Raw genomic sequence first — 19,532 nt, 5'->3', positions numbered from 1 at the left:
GGAGATGGGCGTATTCTTCGCCCTTATCAACAGGAATTAAAATGAGCGAAAGCTTTGCGGAACTCTTTGAAGAAAGCCTAAAAACCCTGAACCTTCAGGCAGGCTCCATCATCACCGGTGTTATCGTTGATATCGATTACCAAGCTCGCTGGGTAACCGTTCACGCTGGTCTGAAGTCTGAAGCTCTGATCCCGCTGGAACAGTTCTACAACGATGCTGGTGATCTGACAATCAATGTCGGTGACGAAGTTCACGTTGCTCTGGACTCGGTTGAAGACGGTTTCGGTGAAACCAAGCTGTCCCGTGAAAAAGCCAAGCGCGCTGAATGCTGGATTGTTCTCGAAGCAGCCTTCGCAGCTGAAGAAGTGGTCAAGGGCGTTATCAACGGTAAGGTTAAAGGCGGCTTCACTGTCGACGTTAACGGCATCCGTGCGTTCCTGCCAGGTTCTTTGGTCGACGTTCGTCCTGTGCGCGACACCACGCACCTGGAAGGCAAGGAACTCGAATTCAAGGTCATCAAACTCGACCAGAAGCGCAACAACGTTGTCGTTTCCCGTCGCAGCGTCCTGGAAGCAGAGAACTCCGCCGAGCGTGAAGCTCTGCTGGAATCCCTGCAGGAAGGCCAACAAGTCAAAGGTATCGTCAAGAACCTCACCGATTACGGCGCATTCGTCGATCTGGGTGGCGTCGATGGCCTGCTGCACATTACCGACATGGCTTGGAAGCGTATCAAGCATCCTTCCGAAATCGTCAATGTTGGCGACGAGATCGATGTCAAGGTTCTGAAATACGATCGCGAGCGCAACCGTGTTTCCCTGGGCCTGAAGCAACTGGGTGAAGATCCATGGGTCGCTATCAAAGCCCGTTACCCAGAAAGCACTCGCGTCACCGCGCGTGTTACCAACCTGACCGACTACGGCTGCTTCGCTGAGCTGGAAGAAGGCGTTGAAGGCCTGGTACACGTTTCCGAAATGGACTGGACCAACAAGAACATCCACCCTTCGAAAGTCGTACAAGTCGGCGACGAAGTGGAAGTCATGGTTCTGGACATCGACGAAGAGCGTCGTCGTATCTCCCTGGGCATCAAGCAGTGCAAATCTAACCCATGGGAAGATTTCTCTGGCCAGTTCAACAAGGGCGATAAAATCTCCGGCACCATCAAGTCGATCACCGATTTCGGTATCTTCATTGGTCTGGACGGCGGCATCGACGGCCTGGTTCACCTGTCCGACATCTCCTGGAACGAAGTTGGCGAAGAAGCTGTTCGTCGTTTCAAGAAGGGCGACGAGCTGGACACCGTTATCCTGTCGGTTGACCCAGAGCGCGAGCGCATCTCCCTGGGTATCAAGCAACTGGAAAGCGATCCGTTCTCCGAGTACGTTCAAGAGAACGACAAAGGCGCAATCGTTAAAGGCACTGTGAAAGAAGTTGACGCCAAAGGCGCCATCATCGTTCTGGCCGACGATATCGAAGCGACTCTGAAAGCCTCCGAAATCAGCCGTGACCGCGTTGAAGACGCGCGCAACGTTCTGAAAGAAGGCCAGGAAGTAGAAGCCAAGATCATCAGCGTCGATCGCAAGAGCCGCGTGATCCAACTCTCCATCAAGTCGAAAGACGAAGTGGAAGAGAAAGAAGCCATCCAGAGCCTGAAATCGGCTCCGGAAGCTGCAACAGGCGAGACCACCATGGCCTCCCTGCTGCGCGAAGCAATGGCTAAACAGAACTAAGTTCTGCAAGGCTGTTAAAAAGGGCGACTTCGGTCGCCCTTTTTTGTGCCTGAAATTCGCTGAATCAACACGCAAGAACCAAGGCAGACGCCTTGGTGTCAGAGCTGAATAGAGTATTGATAAAGGCGCTCCCGTGTTTTTAAGGATTTCGATGAACAGGCTTATCGTGGTGTTCGCAGTGGTAATGCTTGCAGGCTGTTCCGTTACCAGCGCCAAAACTCACGCGAGGCGCGGTGTCAGCGGCATTGAGGTCGATTGCTCGGGGTTGGGCAACAACTGGGATAAGTGCGAGAAACGCGCCGCCCGCGAATGCAGGATGCAGGGTTATAAGGTCATCACCAGGTCCAGCGACGCCAAGGACGAAGAGGGTGATTACTTGTTCGGTTGGAACCCTGCAGGAGCGGTCACTCGTACCATGCTCGTGATCTGCAATTGAGAGTGTGGGTCGCTCATGGCGGGTGTTATTCAAACGGCAGATAAGTTAGTAGATGGGCTGTTCAAATTCATCAAGTCATGCTAAAACCTTCGAAGCGCTTTTCCTAGCTGCTTGAAAAAGAAGGGAAAAATATGACGAAGTCGGAGTTGATCGAACGAATTGTCACCCATCAAGGGCTGCTTTCATCCAAGGATGTGGAGCTGGCTATCAAGACCATGCTTGAACAGATGTCGCAGTGCCTGGCTACCGGGGATCGGATTGAGATTCGTGGGTTTGGGAGTTTTTCGCTGCACTACCGCGCGCCAAGGGTAGGGCGGAACCCTAAGACTGGGCAGTCGGTGAGTCTGGATGGGAAATTTGTGCCTCATTTCAAGCCGGGGAAGGAATTGCGGGATCGGGTGAATGAGGATGAGGAGGATCTCGTCTGAGTATTCTTGGGGCAGGAGAAGGTAATGCGTGGATTTAGGCGAGTTATAGTTTCATTGCTTGTGCTTTTCATCGTCTTAGTGCTTGTGGTGTTTGTGCTGGAGAATCGGCAGCGCATCGTATTTTCATTCTTGGGGTGGTCGTGGCCCGAGATGCCAGCTTCAGTATTTGTGGCAGCCTCTTTAATTGTCGGCATGCTTATTGGCCCGATTTTCAGTGTGTCAGCGAGGAAAAATCATCACTCCGGATGAGTTTTTTGGGTCTTTAGTGGCTGTGCATGCCTTTAGTGTATGAAGGCTTGTTTTGTACTGAGTGTTACTTAAGATTTGATGGTTCCTTTATATAAACCCGGGGTGCGTGCTTCGGCTGGGCATTGTAGGTGGATGTTAAAGTCGATTGCATTTCGGTGTTTTTGGGGTGGGGAGGAGGGTTGTTTATAATAATATATCTTCTGTTTCTGGGTGTGTAGGAAGAATTCATCGACTTTTAAGGGTGAATTGTTGTGATAAGGTTTTTGCATGCCTTAAATGGTTTTCTTATTTTTTAAACTTTCAATTTTAACTCCCCCCCCCCCCCCATTTCGCTGTGGCAACTTTTACTCTTAGAAAAATACGCTTGGAATAGTTTTCGTTTTCGGTAGTGAATATCAGGATTTTAAGTTTTTCTCCTTTGATATTAGGGCATTTTTCAGGTTGCCTAATATTGCATTGATGGTTTTAAGGTTAAGTGTGTCTCTATTGTGTTCCAGCAGTCCAAAGTGTTGATCCTTCAGTTATGTAAGTGTCAGTGGCGCTTTTCATTGTTGATGATCAGCAGATCTGATCACGCCTGAGGTCTTTTGATGGAGGGAGGGCGAAAGTGAGGCTGGGTTTGCTGGTAAGGCCCATCCAGCAAAGGCCTCCACTGAAGCGCAATTCATTGCACGTGGTGATGCATTCTCTGAATGCGGCGCCGTCACGGGTTAGCTGTAGGAAAAGGGTTGAGCTGACATAGTGAGCGCGAGGCCTTAGCTTTGGCTTGCTCGCCCTCTTGTGGTCTAATAGGAGATATTTCTAGCCGGGCTGGCGTTCTGCTGACAGCTTGACGCAGAAATTGGCTCTTGAGAGGGATAAAAATGAGTTTGGTAGATTTAGTCGACCTGCAAGTGTTGGGCGATAATCGCGGACAGTTGGTAGTATTAGAAGCGCAAAAGAATGTCCCATTTGACATCAAGCGTGTTTACTTTTTGATGGGTACGCAGCCAGGCGTGTCTCGCGGTTTTCACGCTCATAGAACGCTTAAGCAAGCGGCCATCTGTGTATCGGGTCAATGCCTTATGTTGATGAACGACGGAGTAAATCGGGAGCAGGTTATACTTAATAGCTCCAGTAAGGCTATACTTATTGATAGTATGATATGGCACGAAATGCATGACTTCAGTCCGGACTGTGTTCTGTTGGTTTTAGCCAGCGATTTTTATGATGAGCAGGACTATATCCGGGATTACTCAAAGTTTCTAGAGTTAGTAAATAATGCCTAAGATACATGAACTCGCGAACGTGTCCAGTAGTGATATAGGTGAAAATACTCGTATTTGGCAGTACTGTGTAGTCCTTGACGGTGCGAAGATCGGTAAAAACTGTAATTTGTGCGCACACACTTTGGTTGAGGGTGGCGTCATTGTAGGTGATAACGTCACCTTGAAATCGGGTGTGTATTTATGGGAAGGCACCCTTATAGAAGATAATGTATTTATAGGGCCAAACGCGACATTTACCAATGACTTGATGCCAAGATCAAGAGTTCGTCCGGAAAAATTCAAAGGTATCACGATAAAATTCGGCGCAAGCATCGGAGCCAATGCTACGCTATTACCAGGTATTAGTATTGGCCGCATGGCGATGGTCGGGGCGGGTGCGGTTGTGACAAAGGATGTTCCCGATTTTGCCGTAGTAGTAGGTAATCCGGCTAAAATAATTCGGTATATAGGCTGATGATTAAATTTCTCGATTTAAAGGCAATCAATCACGACGTACGAGACGAATTGTTAGCCGCGTGTACTCGCGTTATTGATTCGGGCTGGTATATTGCAGGCTCTGAGTTACAAAATTTTGAACAGGCATTTTCTGAGTATTGTGGAACTAAACATTGTATTGGTGTCGCCAACGGGTTAGATGCGTTAAGTTTGACTTTACGTGCCTGGAAAGAAATGGGAAAGTTGAAAAAAGGTGATGAGGTTATTGTTCCTGCCAATACCTATATCGCGAGTGTTCTAGCGATTACTGAAAATGATCTTGTCCCCGTGTTGGTCGAGCCGAATTCCGCAACCTACAACTTGAGTGCCGATCATGTAGAGCGAGCGATTACCGCAAAAACAAAAGTTCTGTTACCTGTACATTTATATGGTTTGCTTGCGGACATGCCAGCTTTAATTTCGCTTGCAAAAAAGCATAAACTTTTGATTCTCGAGGACTCGGCGCAGGCACATGGCGCAAGTCATAAAGGTAAAAAGGCAGGTGCCTGGGGTGATGCGTCCGGTTTCAGCTTCTATCCGGGCAAAAACTTGGGCGCACTCGGGGATGGGGGAGCTATCACGACTGACGATGATGAACTTGCTCAAGTGCTGCGTGCGCTTCGAAACTACGGGTCGCACGAAAAGTATCAGAATCTATATCGCGGTGTGAATAGTAGATTGGACGAGTTACAGGCAGCACTCCTGCTTGTGAAGTTAAAGTATCTAGAGACTCAAGTAAGACAGCGTCGGGAGATCGTGAAAATTTATCTGCAGGGCATCAAAAATCCTGAGATAACTCTACCGTACACTGAGGGCAACGACATTATGGCGCTTGAAGGACATGTCTGGCATTTGTTTGTTATTCGGACACCCTATCGCGAAGAACTTAAAAAGCACCTTGAAGCGCATGGCATTCAAACGCTTATTCATTATCCAATTCCTGTCCATAAGCAAAAAGCGTATGCCGAGTGGTCGGATATATCCTTGCCTCTTACGGAGATCATCCATAAGGAGGTGCTGAGTTTACCTTTAGGACCGACGATGAGTCAGGACGAGGCACTGAAAGTAGTTTCGGCATGCAACAGTTTCAGCTACATCGGCGCGGCCTGATGACTTTAATAAAGACAGGTTTCTTAAATGGCATCGCTGTTGCTATAAAAATGCTAACGCTGTTGGGCATTAATAAGGTGCTTGCAATATATGTTGGGCCATCCGGTTACGCAGCACTTGGGCAGTTTCAGAATGCGGTGCAGATGATTACTGCTTTTGCGAGTGGAGCAATTAATACGGGCGTCACCAAATATACAGCTGAGTATCGAGAGGATCGCTCAGCTCAGCACAAGCTGTGGGGCACCGCTGGAACAATGGCTCTCTGTGGTTCATTTCTGGCTGCATCGATTATTGCAATTACTAGTGAATCATTAGCAGCATGGTTTTTAAATGATCGGCAATATAGCGGTGTTTTTAAATGTTTTTCTATTTCGTTGGTCTTTTTTTCATTTAATACGCTTTTTTTAGCTGTGCTTAATGGGAAAAAAGAAATAGCGAGGTACGTACTTGCTAATATAGGGGGAAGTATTTTTTCACTTGTAATTACTTTCGTGATGGCGGTTGAGTTTGGTCTGTATGGTGCTTTAATTTCCCTCGCTGTTTATCAGTCATTTGCTTTTTTTGTTACATTACTTCTGTGTTATAGGACACCTTGGTTTAAGTTCTCTTATTTTTTTTCAGCTGTCGATAAAAAGACTGCTTTTAATTTGGCGAAGTATATGGCGATGGCGTTAACGTCAGCCGCTTGTGTTCCAGTCAGTCATATGGTTGTGCGTGATTATCTCGGTGTAACCTTTGGTTGGCAAGCAGCTGGTTATTGGGAGGCAATGTGGCGCCTGAGTGCAGCCTATCTGATGCTCGTAACGACTACCTTGAGTGTATATTACCTCCCTAGATTATCTGAATTGCAGGATGCCTCTGACATTAAAAGTGAAATCGCGCAGGGGTACCGTGTCATTTTGCCGATTGCGGCTCTCAGTGCGTTAATTATTTTCTTGTTTAGAGATTTTATCATTTCTGCGTTATTTACAACGGACTTTGCGCCTATGCGTGATTTATTCGCCTGGCAAATGTTCGGAGATACGCTGAAGATAGGCGGGTGGGTATTAGCTTATTTGATGCTGGGCAAGGCCATGGTGAGGCTATTTATCTGCTCGGAAGTGATTTTTGCGCTAAGTTTTGTGCTGTTTACTTGGATGTTTACCAAGCTCTACGGGCTTCCTGGAGTGGCAATAGCGCATGCGGTAAACTACTTTTTTTATTGGTTGACCATGGCCTTTTTTATATCGCGGAAACTGCTGCATCAACAATCTGAATCCTCAATACAAAGTCAGTAGTTTATAAATAGGAATTTGGCTTAACGGAGTGATAATTGGTGTTGAAAAGGAACGTGTTGATTTTAACTCAAGGGCGGTTCGGAGGAACGGATTTCCTGCTTGCGCGGCTATATAACTGGCTGGCACTGAACCAGTGTGAAGTTGAAGTCGCTATGTCTTCAGAAATGCCTAAATTGAAAGCATACGATGTTGTGTTTCTTCCCACTTCTGAGATAAACAGGCTTTGGCTTTTTAAGATACGTGGTATTAAGCTTGAGCATATTTGCATATGGTGCATGGGGTATGCGGCATTTCGAGGTGCTTATGTCTCCATTAGTGATGAAGAGTATTCGCAACGTGTCGAGGCAAAAAAGGGTATTAGAAGAGAGTTGATTGAGCTTTTGAAGAAGCTTTCCCAGCGTTCGTTGGCGACATTCCTCTATACCCGTTCTGTTGTATTTACTGATGAGGTTGGGGCGTTCGCCGATATCGGTAATCTGAACTTCGATGGTTTAGTCTCTGAACTGATTTGTCCCATTGTCATTGATAAGCAACCCGCGGAGTCCTTTAATTACGCGATGCCGTCAGACACATTGCACCTAGGGTGGGTTGGCCGTATAGACATGGACTTCAAGTTCTATGCGCTAGAGCAGGTTATCCTTGATATCCGGTCCCTACGGTCAGGTCTATTGAGTCTTTATAAAAAAATTGTGTTTCATATCGTTGGTGATGGAGACGCCATGAATGATCTGCGTGTACTTATATCATCTGATACGAGTATAGAGTACGTTCTTGTTCCATTTATAAAGAAAGAAGAACTCAGTCATTTTATTCGTAAGCACATCGATTTGATGTTCGCGATGGGAACTTCTTCCTTGGAATCCGCAAAAAATAAAGTGCCTACTATAGTTGTACCTCCCAGGGCCAGTAGAACTAACAGCCAAGTTTCAAAATACAGATGGGTCTCCGAGTCTATAGGATATTCTTTGGGAGAGCTTAGCTATGCCGGAATAAAACCGGTGCAGAAAGCAAGCTCCATGGAGTATTTGCTTAAGCAGTTTTTAAAGTCCGGTAGTGATATTTCAATCCGGGAATATGAGTACACGCAGGCTTTTGACGCTGATCTTGTATTTAAAAAATTAGAGCATTTGGCAGGCAAGAGCTCACCTTCCCTAAGAGTATATGCTAGGTCTTTCGAGTTGTACGTAGTGAAAAAAATTAAAGAGCTCGTCAAGAGTGTATTGAGGTAAGAATGATGATTTATGTCAAGCGAAGTGGGCTGCTTTTCTTTCTTCTTTTGGTGCTCAACTTTGTATTGGCTATTTTTGTCGTTGTAAGTGTCGACGTGGGGGGGGCTGAGAATCTTTTATATAAATGCTTTCTAGTCGGTATGACGCTCCTTCTAGGTTTTTTTTGCTTTCAAGGGCGCTACAAGAGCCCATTGAATATCCCGTCACTTGTTTCTATCTCTGTGTTCTTTTTTATGTGGGCGCGACCATTCCTCACGATTTTTTTTGATAAGGCAGTCGTCGAGGCCGGAATAGTGCTGAGCGAAAACTCTGTTCGCCAGTCTGTAGTGACTCTTGCTTTAGGTTTTATATTTATTGTTTTTGGGTATCTCCTTAGTGGCAGACTCAGTTTTGCGTTAGCTGGTCGGTTGGTTACGCTTTCCACGTTCACGTTATCTCGATTTGCGAATGGCGTTATTATTTTTCTGGCGCTTTTTAGTGGATCATTTTTTCTGATCAAATCGTTTTTCGTTGCTCGAGAGTATATAGGGGGAGATTATTTTGAGGCTTTAGAAGATCCCGAGTTTCATGCGCATATATTCACTTTTTTTATAGCAAAAAGCTTACTATTACTTTGGGCGCTTTTCGGTAAATACTCTAATAGATTAATGGTAATTTCGCTTATCTGGCTGTTTTTCTCTGTCGGCTTTTTGATGATTGGTCTCCGGGGCTACTTTTTTATCTATCTATTTTTGTTTGTTTTTGTGTATGGGGTGGAAAAGCGAATAAGCTATGTTTTTCTTGTTTTATTGGGGGTTGGGTCACTTTTTTTTGCCAATGTATTGCTTGAGTATCGACTGGGCTTTCAAGTTTCAAGCGGCGTGCTGGAAAAGATATCCCAGACATTGCATGGTCAGGGTGCTTCGTTTGAGGTGTTATATGGCGCTGTGAATTTTTCCAACGAATTGGATGAGTGTTTGAACTCCACGGCTGAAGAGTTTGGCATATGTGTTGATCAGGTTCGCCATATAAATTTCGTGAGTGGCGGCTTTTCGACCAGCTTCTTTGCCGAGGCCTTTTACCAAGGTTGGATTTTCTATATATTTTGGTGTTTGGTTTTTGGGTTCTTTGTACGTGTTCTCGATAGTGTTGTTTTCCTATATAAAGAAGGTCGGTTTTCAGGTAGGAATCAAGCATTTATAATTTTTATGATTTTGTCTGTTGTGCCTACTCTCGTTTACTTCTCACGCTCAAGTATGTATGGGGTTTTGATGAAGTTTATCCAGGTTGGAGTAGTGGTTTTGGTTCTAGCTGTGATGACCATGCAGGTCAAAAAATATTGTGGAGTGCCTAGGTGAGTATAAATAAAAGCGTAATGCTTCAAGGTGGGTTAGGTAATCAGCTATTTCAGTTAGCGTGGGCCAAATACGCGGAGTCCGTGCTGGGAGAGACTGTACTCTGTGATAGTAAGGCGTTGCTCAGTAAAGGTGCTCATGGAGGCATTCAACTCTCTGATCTCATTGATTTTGATCATAGCCGGTTTGTTGAGGGGGGAGTATTTTTCGAACAGGGAGTTGTAGCGAAAGCGGCTCGTTTAATTACCAGGAAGTTAAATATTCGTAGGCTTGGCGACTATCTACTCAACGATTATGATGCGGAAACGGAGTTTGCTGATGCGCTTGATGGAGTTAATTGTAGGTTTCATTTTGGCTACTTTCAGTACGTTCAAAGCGCGCTATTTTTAAGAAACAAACTGCGCCCGCTCATCCTTGATAAAAACGCACAACTAATTGCCAAGGGGCGAAAGCTGTATTCCAATAGTGTTGGGGTTCATGTGCGTAGGGGAGACTTTTTGTTGTCGAAAGACCCTCGACACAAAGTCATGGATGAAAAATACTATCTTAAAGCAATCCAGAGTTTTAAAGGTCGTGAGTTTGTAATATTTACTGATGATAAAGCTTGGTGCGAAAAGGTATTTGAAGGTCAGCATTTTAAGATTTGCGGACTGCTGGGGGCTGAAGTAAAACCAGCAATAGCGGATTTCTTAAGTTTGATTTGCTGTAAGGACTATATAATCGGTAGCAGCACTTTTGCGTGGTGGGCTGCATTTTTAAGCCTAAATAGTCATCCTGTCGTTTATATGCCACGAGTTAATGTTTCCTTTTTGCATGAAAGTAGTAATCAGCTGATTGGTTGGAGTTACGTATTGGCTGATTGATTCCATGAATATGCATAGGTTTTTAGCACCTTAACAGTATCACGGCCGCTCTGGACATATATGAGCCTTTTCGAACAATTTTTTGATGCTCTTCAGGGGGATCCGTTTTAGAGCGGACCTATTTTACCTTCATGGCTTTTTGAAGTTGATCGATTATGGTGAGAATCGTAGAGAGCGAGTCACCCTAAATCCACGTCTAGAGCGTGTCAGTCGCGGCCGTAATGCCCTTTAAGCAATCTGTACGAGGCGACGGGCGGTCTTCATGCTTTCTTTGGTGGACGCTTTTCGACAGTGGGGGCTGGCTAAATGCTGTTATTGCGGGTGCCATGCGTAAATGCGACTGTGAATTTCCAAAAAATACTATATTTTATTCATGGGAACGAGGTCTGGCGGGGGGGGGCACAGCAGCACTATACAGATCGGTATTCACTGCCAGCTAGACGTAAGGATTCAACTCTAGCTTGAAAACCGTCAGCATACTCGGATAATGGTGCACTTTCGCGGTCGGTGTGCCAACTTTGGACACCCCAGAGGATGAGTGATAGTGCCATATTCCTATGTGTTTTCAGCTCTCAAATCGCTGCTCGCTTCGAAAGTAGCGGTAAAGAACTTGTCGAAGGCAAATTAAAGGACGATATCAATGTTTGTTCCAGTAATCATGGCGGGTGGTTCGGGCACTCGGCTGTGGCCTTTGTCTCGTCAGCTTCACCCAAAACAGTTTCTTCCTCTTGTAGATGCCCAGTTCTCTATGCTGCAGGCGACCATCAATCGCCTGTCTGGCTTGGTCCATGCTTCCCCGCAATTAATTTGCAATGAGGAGCATCGTTTCCTGGCTGCGGAACAACTCCGTCAAGTGGGTCTTGACTACATAAATATCTTGCTTGAACCAGTAGGCCGCAATACAGCACCGGCCATTGCTCTAGCTGCGCTTCAGGCAACCGCTCAGGGGGCTGACCCGCTTATGTTGGTTTTGGCAGCTGATCACCTGATTCAGGACGTTGACGCGTTCCAGCGAGGCGTACAAACTGCGACTATGTTTGCGGAAGCAGGAAAACTGGTGACGTTTGGCATCAAACCGACTTCTCCCGAAACTGGATACGGCTATCTCCAGCAGGGGGCTTCTGTTGGGAATGGCGGTTTTGAAGTTACTCGTTTTGTCGAAAAGCCCGATGTCGAAACTGCGCAAATATACCTTGCTGATGGCGGCTACTGCTGGAATAGCGGAATGTTTATGTTTAAGGCTAGCCGTTATTTGGAGGAGTTGCAAACGTTCCAGCCAGAGATAATTTTATGGTGTCGCGAGGCCTTGGAAAAGGGTCGGCAGGATATGCACTTTACTCGAGTTGATAGAGAAGCCTTTTCGAAGTGTCCTGATAATTCGATTGACTATGCCGTGATGGAGAAAACGTCTCAGTCTGTGATGGTTCCGCTTGATGCCGGCTGGAGTGACATTGGGTCGTGGACGGCTTTATGGGAGGCTGGCCCCCACACTGAAGAGGGTAACCTTTTGAAAGGGGATGTGATCTCAGTAGGAACTTCAAACAGTTACGTCGATTCGGAAAGTCGGTTGGTTTGTACTGTGGGGGTGAGTGACTTAATTGTTGTTGAAACAAAAGACGCAGTATTGGTGGCTCATAAAGATCATGTTCAAAAAGTAAAAGATATAGTCGAAAAATTAAAAAGTGAGGGGCGCAAAGAGCATATCTTTCATCGCGAGGTCTACCGACCATGGGGTGTCTATGATGCGATAGACAGCGGCTTACGCTATCAGGTGAAGAGAATAACAGTTAAGCCAGGTCACAAACTGTCGGTGCAAATGCATCACCATCGTGCTGAGCATTGGATCGTCGTGAGCGGAACTGCTAAGGTGACCAATGGCGAGAAAACCTACTTGGTCACTGAAAATCAGTCCACGTATATTCCGATTGGCGGCATTCATGCGCTGGAAAACCCAGGTGTTATACCGCTGGAACTCATCGAAGTGCAATCAGGTTCCTATTTAGGGGAGGACGATATAGTCCGGTTTTCAGATGATTACGGTCGGTGCTGATATGGACGATTCAACGGTTAATGAACCGCCATTTTTCAGTATTGTAATGTGTTGTAATCGCGATGAAGGGTACCTTCATGATGCAATTGAAAGTGTTCTCATGCAAACTTATCGCTCGTTTGAGTTTGTCATCGTATTGAATCGCTGTGCCGATGTGTTATATGAGTCAGTTGCTGCGCTAAAGGATCCGAGGATTTCGTTATTTAGAACAGAAATAGGTCAATTGTCGTTTAACCTGAATCTTGGAGTTAATCAAGCACGTGGAAAATATATTGTCAGATTCGATAGTGATGATATTTGTCACGTCGATAGGTTGCTAGAGTCGTACTCAATTATCCAAAACAACCCTGATGTCGATATCCTGGCAGGCTCCTGTCGGATTATTGATAGCACCGGTTCTGTCATAGGTACACGGTTGTTGGGCGGAAAAAATTGGCGCTCTCAGATAAAGTATTCAAATCCTTTTATACATCCAGCAATGGTCATTAGGCGAGATTTGATATTATCTTCCAGGGGGTACCTGGGTGGTTTTCAGAGCGAGGATTATGATCTTTGGATTAGGCTAGCCAAGCGTCCAGACGTAAAATGTTTATTTACCCCATTTCCAATGATTGATTACCGAATTTCTGACTCCCAGTCCAAGGGAAGCCGCCAGGCGTATGCAGAAGTTGCTTCCTATTTTCTTAGGGAGTTTTTGATGAAACCGAGCTTTTCTAATATTGTCGGCGTTATTTTGTCGATACCGAAAGTGTTTTTTAAGTCAAAAAGGTAGTTTTTTGTTGGGGGATTTTACTTTGAAAACAATATTAATCACTGGGGGCGCTGGCTACATAGGTTCTCACACACTTGTAGAATGCCTTCAGGCGGGCTACCAAGCGGTGGTTCTCGATAATCTCAGTAACAGCTCCAGTGAAGTTTTAAACCGCATTAGGTGTATTACTGGTGTCAGCCCGATTTTCGTTCAGGGAGATGTATGTGATGCCGAGGTACTTACTAATATATTTAGCACTTACACTATTGATGTCGTGATTCACTTTGCAGGTGTGAAAGCGGTTGGTGAAAGTGTTCAGGATCCTATAAAATATTATAAAAATAACGTGGCTGGCTCGCTTGTTCTCTGCCAGATCATGTGCAATATGAATGTTTTCAAATTGGTATTCAGTTCTTCCGCAACGGTCTATGGTGACTCTCGGGATATGCCGCTTCGAGAGGACTCGCTAAATACATCGCCCATAAACCCTTATGGTCATTCCAAGCTGATGGTTGAGCAGATGCTCTCTGATTTGGCTAAGTCAGATCCTCGATGGTCCATCGCAGTATTACGTTACTTCAATCCTGTTGGCGCACATGCAAGTGGGTTGATAGGGGAACATCCTAAGGGCGTCCCCAATAATTTATTTCCTTACGTTAGTCAGGTTGCTGTCGGTTTGCGTCCTTTCGTGTGCGTATTTGGGAACGATTATCCTACTGCGGACGGCACGGGGGTCAGAGACTATATCCATGTCGTGGATTTGGCTCAGGGGCACCTGATGGCGTTGAATTATCTCAACGCACATAACGGCTATTTTCTTTGGAATTTAGGCACGGGTCGGGGCTATTCGGTGTTGGAGGTTATTAAGGCTTTTTCTACAGTGAGCCAAGTTGATATAGCTTATGAGTTTCTGCCCCGTAGACCGGGTGATTTGGCCGAATGCTGGTCGGCCCCCCAAAAAGCGAGCTTGGAGCTGGGTTGGAATGCATCATTGGATTTGAACTCAATGGTTACTGATTCTTGGCGTTGGCAAACTCTGAACCCTCATGGCTATGACGTGGAGGAGGAGGGTTGAGAATTTTATACATCATCACGCGTTCGGATGTTATCGGCGGCGCGAGCGTTCATCTACTTGATCTTGCGAGTGGGGTCCAAAAAGCAGGGCATGAAGTAATCATAGTTGTGGGGGGGAATGGTGTTTTTGTTGATCGCGCCAGGGAGCAAGGACTTCAATGTATTTCCACTATTCACTTAGTTCGTGCGTTAAGTGCGACCAGTGATTTTCGCGGTTACTTAGCGTTAAAAAGTATTATCTCTTCTTGGAAGCCCGATCTGGTTCACGCCCACTCTTCAAAAGCGGGAATATTAGGACGCTTAGCGGCAAAAAGATTATCTATTCCATGTGTTTTCACTGCGCATGGTTGGGCGTTCACTGAGGGTGTTTCCAGTTCTCGTCGTCTTTTATATCGTTGGATTGAGCGTGGGTTCGCTTATTATGCGACTAAAATTATTACGGTCTCCCGGTATGACCGAGATCTGGCGCTGAGGTCCAATGTTGGAGATTCCGAGTTAATTGTCACTGTCCACAATGGAATGCCTTCTGTCGGCATTGATGTAGGCTTTGAAAGATCAACCCGTGTTACTCGGATAATAATGGTTGCTCGATTTGATGCGCCTAAAGATCACGCTTTCTTAGTTCACGCTTTGGCGATGTTGGCGCGCAATGATTGGTCTATGGAGTTCGTTGGGGATGGACCTTACTTGCCAACTGTTAAGCAACTTGTGCGTGACCTTGACTTAGAACAACAGATTACTTTCCCGGGTGCTTGTTCTGACGTTGCTCGACGTTTATCGAGCTCGGATATCTTTTGCTTGATTTCCAATTGGGAAGGGCTGCCGTTAACCGTTTTGGAAGCGATGAGGTCGGGTTTGCCGGTGATTGCATCAAGTGTGGGTGGAGTTCCTGAGGCAGTAGAACACATGGATACGGGCATTTTGGTAGCTAAACATGATAAAAATGGTTTGGTAGCCGCTTTGAACAAGTTAATTGATTCACCGGCTCTGCGATTGAAAATGGGTGATAAAGGACGGTCGAAATTCTTAAATGAATTCACGTTTGATTTGATGCTTGAGCGAACTATTAACGTTTATTTAGACGCGATCAAGGTGTGACATGCGTGTTTTAGTAACGGGCGCTACCGGATTCGTAGGAAGCCGCCTGATCCAGGCGTTTAAAGACTCCCCGGGTATTGATGCGTTGGCAGCGCTGCGCGACGTCGAGCGCGCGAGCGGAGTTCCTGTGGAGTTTCTCGTCGTCGGGGAGATATTTGCAGGCACGGACTGGATGGTCGCGCTGCAGGGGGTGGATGTAATTGTTCATCTGGCTGGTCGCGCCCACGTCATGAAGGAGTCACCCACAGATGCGCTCGCAAAGTTTAGAACGGTGAACCTGGAGGGAACGACTGCACTCGCGAGACAAGCAATTGAAGCAGGGGTAAAGCGTTTTATATTTATCAGTTCGATTGGGGTCAATGGTGCACATACCATTAAAAGGCCTTTTGACGAGGCCTCAGTTGCTGCACCTCATGCAGATTACGCCATTTCCAAGTTTGAAGCTGAACAGGCGCTACAGGAGATAGCGGAAAAATCAGCAATGGAGTGGGTGATTATTCGTCCCCCACTCGTCTATGGGGCACAGGCGCCTGGGAATTTTCGGCGGTTACTCAAGTTGATTTCGTTGGGTTTGCCACTACCCTTCGCTTCAGTGGAAAACTTGAGAAGTATGATTTCCTTAGAAAACCTGGTGCATTTTTTGCTCCTATGTACTACACATCCTGCCGCGGCGAATCAGCTATTTCTGATTTCTGACGGTATCGAGCTATCCACCCCTGAGTTAATTTCCGTCCTAGCTAAAGGAATGGGCTTGAAGGCTCGCTTGCTTCCTTGTCCTCCTGCCTTGATTCGGTGGGGGGCTAATTTACTGGGGCGGGGTGCGTTGTACACGCAGCTATGCGATTCTCTGATTATTGATTGAAGCAAGGCAAAATCCCTGCTCGACTGGTCGCCACCACTTACCCCCGAACACGCTCTTCTAAAAAGCGGTCGCGAGTTCTTGGCGTTGAGGTCATGATACTCGTCACTTTTTCGTAGAACCTAGGACAGTCTTTTTCATGAGTGTGTGGCTTTTATTTCCTTTGAGTATATTTTTATCCACCTTATTGACGGAAGGAATCCGTCGATATGCTATTAGTCGAAGCTTGATTGATGTGCCTAACGCACGGAGCTCGCATTCAGTTCCTACCCCAAGAGGCGGTGGGGTTGCGATTGTCGTGAGCTTCTTGCTGACGCTGCCGGTACTTGGTGTTTTAGGGGGGGCTGGGTGGTCGTTGGTTTGGTCGGTTCTTGGAACAGGCACAGGCATCGCCGCCCTTGGCTTTCTTGACGACCATGGGCATATTGCGGCTAGATGGCGATTGCTTGGTCATTTCCTTTGTTCCGGTTGGGCCCTGTTCTGGCTGGGCGGTGTTCCCCCCCTCGAATACTGGGGGGGGGTAATTGATCTAAGCTGGTTCGGCATAATCTTAGCTGCGTTCTATCTCGTTTGGTTGTTAAATTTATATAATTTCATGGACGGTATTGATGGGCTTGCAAGTACAGAAGCTGTCTGCGTGTGTGTGGGAATCAGTTTTATTTATTGGATTACCGGATTTGTAGAGCTTATTGGGCCCCCGATGTTATTAGCAATGGCCGTTACTGGCTTTTTAATCTGGAACTTCCCGCCTGCGCGTATTTTTATGGGCGATGCAGGGAGTGGTTTTCTAGGAGTGATCTTGGGGGTTTTTTCGCTTTATGCTACTTGGAAGTTACAATGTTTTTTATGGGTATGGCTTGTTCTATTGGGCGTCTTTGTTGTTGATGCGACCTTTACCTTGTTTGCTCGATTGCTGCGACGGTGCAAGGTATACGAGGCTCATCGAAGTCATGCTTATCAACATGCGGCACGTAAAGCTGGTGCTCATTTAACCGTGACGGGTGCCGTCGCCGCAATCAATGTGTTATGGCTATTTCCGATAGCTGTTTGTATCGCTGTTTTTAACCTAAATGGTCCCCTGGGTATAGGCATTGCCTACACTCCTTTAGTGTTGTTGGCATACAAGTTTCGCGCAGGAAGCGATAACGAGTAGTCGTGAGGGGATATATTTACCGAAAGCCATTTGCATACGGATTTACATGGCGTTCATAATGTATTGAGTGAGTATCAGGGACTTCGAAAGGTCTGGGAAATTATGGATAAGATAAGAGCGTTTTTGCTGGGGCTTCCTCGTAAACAAAAGCGTATACTTCAGGTTGCTGCTGATGTTTTTTTGGTTTGGCTCGCCTTATGGATGGCCTTTCTGGTGCGTCTGGGACTGGATGAGCTCGTAAATCCATTTACCAACCATTTTTGGTTGTTTTTGACAGCGCCTGTAATCGCAATTCCTCTTTTTGTACATTTCGGTCTGTACCGTGCAGTAATGCGTTATTTTGGTAATGATGCACTTATTGCGATCATCAAAGCAGTCAGTTTATCCTCTTTAATTTTGGTGATTGTAGTTTTCTGGTACAGCAATCACCAAAATATAGTTCCCCGATCTATCGTTTTCAACTACTGGTGGCTCAGTTTGATTATGGTAGGTGGGTTGCGCCTAGCGATGAGACAGTACTTCCTTGGAGATTGGTTCGCAGCTGCACAGTATGTACCGTTCACCAGTCGTGATGATGGCCTTCCTAAGGTAGCTATCTACGGAGCTGGCGCCGCGGGAAATCAATTGGTTGCCGCATTGCGTATGGGGCGTGTCATGCGTCCTGTGGCTTTTATTGATGATGACTCCAGTATCGCTGATCGCGTAATTTCTGGCCTCCAAGTATATAAGCCAAAAAATATTCAACGCATGATTCATGCGACAGGGGCGCAGCAGATTCTCCTTGCTATCCCTTCGTCTAATCGTACTCGTCGCCGTGAAATTCTTGGCTTTCTTGAGGGTTTTCCTCTGCACGTTCGCAGTGTCCCAGGTTTCATGGATCTCGCAAGTGGGCGCGTCAAAGTAGACGATATCCAAGAAGTTGACATCGCTGATTTACTTGGGCGAGATGCAGTGCCTGCTCAAGGTGAGTTGTTGGAGCATTGCATCAGGGGACAGTGCGTCTTGGTTACCGGAGCCGGTGGTTCGATTGGCTCTGAGCTTTGTCGGCAAATTTTGACCCTACACCCAACAGAATTATTACTATATGAGCACAGTGAGTTTAACCTCTACAGCATCCTGTCCGAACTGGAGTTGCGGATTGCCAGAGAGTCCCTACCGGTCAGGTTATTGCCAATATTAGGCTCGGTTCGGAACGAGAAAAAGTTAGTAGATGTGATGAAAACTTGGCGTGTCGATACTGTCTACCATGCAGCCGCCTATAAGCATGTCCCTATGGTTGAGCATAATATTGCAGAGGGCGTGTTGAATAATGTAATAGGGACACTAAATACCGCTCAAGCGGCTCTTCAAGTTGGAGTGGCAAATTTTGTACTTATATCCACAGATAAAGCCGTCCGACCAACTAATGTTATGGGTAGTACAAAGCGCTTGGCCGAATTGACATTGCAAGCACTTAGTCGAGAGTTGGCCCCTGTTTTATTTGGTGAAAAAACGAACTTGGCACGTGTCAATAAAACGCGCTTTACAATGGTTCGTTTTGGTAATGTCCTTGGCTCTTCAGGATCAGTTATTCCACTCTTTCACAAACAAATCAAATCAGGTGGGCCGCTAACGGTCACACATCCAAAAATCACGCGTTACTTTATGACTATTCCTGAAGCCGCTCAGTTGGTGATTCAAGCGGGTTCTATGGGACAAGGTGGAGATGTCTTTGTACTGGACATGGGAGAGCCTGTAAAAATCATCGAACTGGCTGAAAAGATGATTCACCTTTCAGGTTTCAGTGTGCGCTCTGAACAAAATCCTCAAGGGGATATTTCAATCGAATTTACCGGCTTGCGTCCCGGAGAAAAGCTGTATGAAGAGTTATTGATTGGTGACAACGTAGTCGCTACTCAGCACCCAATGATCATGAGTGCAAACGAAGATTATTTATCATGGGACCTGCTTAAGGTCAAGTTGACGGAATTGCTAACGGCAGTGGATAAAGATGATTATGCGCGTGTTCGCCAGATATTACGTGAAACGGTAAGTGGCTACACACCCGATAGTGAGATCGTTGATTGGATTTATCAGAAGCGCCGTTTTGAACCATAAGTCACCTTATTGATGGTTTCTAATGGATGGTGCAAAACGTCCACAAGCGGTAGGT

At 46.2% G+C, this 19,532-nt stretch carries 17 protein-coding genes; all 17 read left to right on the top strand.

Features of this window, described 5'->3' with window-relative positions; translation table 11 throughout:
• Positions 1-41: 41 nt before the first annotated feature.
• On the top strand, positions 42-1,727 hold the full coding sequence (gene rpsA / locus V3W40_RS00195; protein WP_027604177.1) for a 30S ribosomal protein S1: 1,686 nt from the start codon (positions 42-44) through the stop codon (positions 1,725-1,727).
• Between the two features lie 151 nt (positions 1,728-1,878).
• The gene (locus tag V3W40_RS00190) at positions 1,879-2,163 is read left to right on the top strand and encodes a hypothetical protein (RefSeq protein WP_027604176.1); all 285 of its coding nucleotides are present in this window, start codon (positions 1,879-1,881) and stop codon (positions 2,161-2,163) included.
• 131 nt (positions 2,164-2,294) lie between these two features.
• Positions 2,295-2,591, top strand: a complete 297-nt coding sequence (gene ihfB, locus V3W40_RS00185; RefSeq protein WP_330214219.1) for an integration host factor subunit beta — start codon at positions 2,295-2,297, stop codon at positions 2,589-2,591.
• Between the two features lie 1,112 nt (positions 2,592-3,703).
• Positions 3,704-4,108, top strand: coding sequence for a sugar 3,4-ketoisomerase (locus V3W40_RS00180; RefSeq protein WP_330214218.1), 405 nt, complete (start codon positions 3,704-3,706; stop codon positions 4,106-4,108).
• 19 nt (positions 4,109-4,127) lie between these two features.
• Complete coding sequence (locus V3W40_RS00175; protein WP_330214217.1) at positions 4,128-4,562, top strand: acyltransferase; 435 nt, start codon at positions 4,128-4,130, stop codon at positions 4,560-4,562.
• Positions 4,562-5,692, top strand: coding sequence for a DegT/DnrJ/EryC1/StrS family aminotransferase (locus V3W40_RS00170; RefSeq protein ID WP_330214216.1), 1,131 nt, complete (start codon positions 4,562-4,564; stop codon positions 5,690-5,692). Before V3W40_RS00175 ends, V3W40_RS00170 begins: the two co-directional genes overlap by 1 nt.
• Positions 5,659-6,969 (top strand): O-antigen translocase, encoded by a 1,311-nt coding sequence (locus tag V3W40_RS00165; RefSeq protein ID WP_330214215.1) that lies wholly within the window; start codon positions 5,659-5,661, stop codon positions 6,967-6,969. The genes V3W40_RS00170 and V3W40_RS00165 overlap by 34 nt, the downstream gene beginning before the upstream one ends.
• A 53-nt stretch (positions 6,970-7,022) precedes the next feature.
• A complete protein-coding gene (locus V3W40_RS00160) occupies positions 7,023-8,198 on the top strand; it encodes a hypothetical protein (protein WP_330214214.1) in 1,176 nt (391 codons plus the stop codon).
• A 2-nt stretch (positions 8,199-8,200) separates the two neighbouring features.
• On the top strand, positions 8,201-9,535 hold the full coding sequence (locus V3W40_RS00155) for a hypothetical protein (RefSeq protein ID WP_330214213.1): 1,335 nt from the start codon (positions 8,201-8,203) through the stop codon (positions 9,533-9,535).
• Positions 9,532-10,395, top strand: coding sequence for an alpha-1,2-fucosyltransferase (locus V3W40_RS00150; RefSeq protein ID WP_330214212.1), 864 nt, complete (start codon positions 9,532-9,534; stop codon positions 10,393-10,395). Before V3W40_RS00155 ends, V3W40_RS00150 begins: the two co-directional genes overlap by 4 nt.
• A gap of 640 nt (positions 10,396-11,035) precedes the next feature.
• Entirely contained in the window at positions 11,036-12,445 is a 1,410-nt protein-coding gene (locus V3W40_RS00145) for a mannose-1-phosphate guanylyltransferase/mannose-6-phosphate isomerase (protein WP_330214211.1), read from the top strand.
• On the top strand, positions 12,426-13,217 hold the full coding sequence (locus tag V3W40_RS00140) for a glycosyltransferase (RefSeq protein WP_330214210.1): 792 nt from the start codon (positions 12,426-12,428) through the stop codon (positions 13,215-13,217). Before V3W40_RS00145 ends, V3W40_RS00140 begins: the two co-directional genes overlap by 20 nt.
• A 22-nt stretch (positions 13,218-13,239) precedes the next feature.
• Entirely contained in the window at positions 13,240-14,271 is a 1,032-nt protein-coding gene (gene galE / locus V3W40_RS00135; RefSeq protein WP_330214209.1) for a UDP-glucose 4-epimerase GalE, read from the top strand.
• On the top strand, positions 14,268-15,368 hold the full coding sequence (locus V3W40_RS00130; RefSeq protein ID WP_330214208.1) for a glycosyltransferase family 4 protein: 1,101 nt from the start codon (positions 14,268-14,270) through the stop codon (positions 15,366-15,368). Before galE ends, V3W40_RS00130 begins: the two co-directional genes overlap by 4 nt.
• A gap of 1 nt (position 15,369) precedes the next feature.
• The gene (locus tag V3W40_RS00125) at positions 15,370-16,230 is read left to right on the top strand and encodes an NAD-dependent epimerase/dehydratase family protein (RefSeq protein ID WP_330214207.1); all 861 of its coding nucleotides are present in this window, start codon (positions 15,370-15,372) and stop codon (positions 16,228-16,230) included.
• A 136-nt stretch (positions 16,231-16,366) separates the two neighbouring features.
• A complete protein-coding gene (locus tag V3W40_RS00120; RefSeq protein ID WP_330214206.1) occupies positions 16,367-17,380 on the top strand; it encodes an MraY family glycosyltransferase in 1,014 nt (337 codons plus the stop codon).
• 102 nt (positions 17,381-17,482) lie between these two features.
• The gene (locus V3W40_RS00115; protein WP_442962804.1) at positions 17,483-19,477 is read left to right on the top strand and encodes a polysaccharide biosynthesis protein; all 1,995 of its coding nucleotides are present in this window, start codon (positions 17,483-17,485) and stop codon (positions 19,475-19,477) included.
• Positions 19,478-19,532 lie beyond the last annotated feature (55 nt).

Source organism: Pseudomonas sp. AM8, assembly GCF_036346475.1.
GTDB lineage: Bacteria > Pseudomonadota > Gammaproteobacteria > Pseudomonadales > Pseudomonadaceae > Aquipseudomonas > Aquipseudomonas marginalis.
Note: the sequence above shows the minus strand (reverse complement) of the source record. Positions and strands in the feature narration are given on the sequence as shown.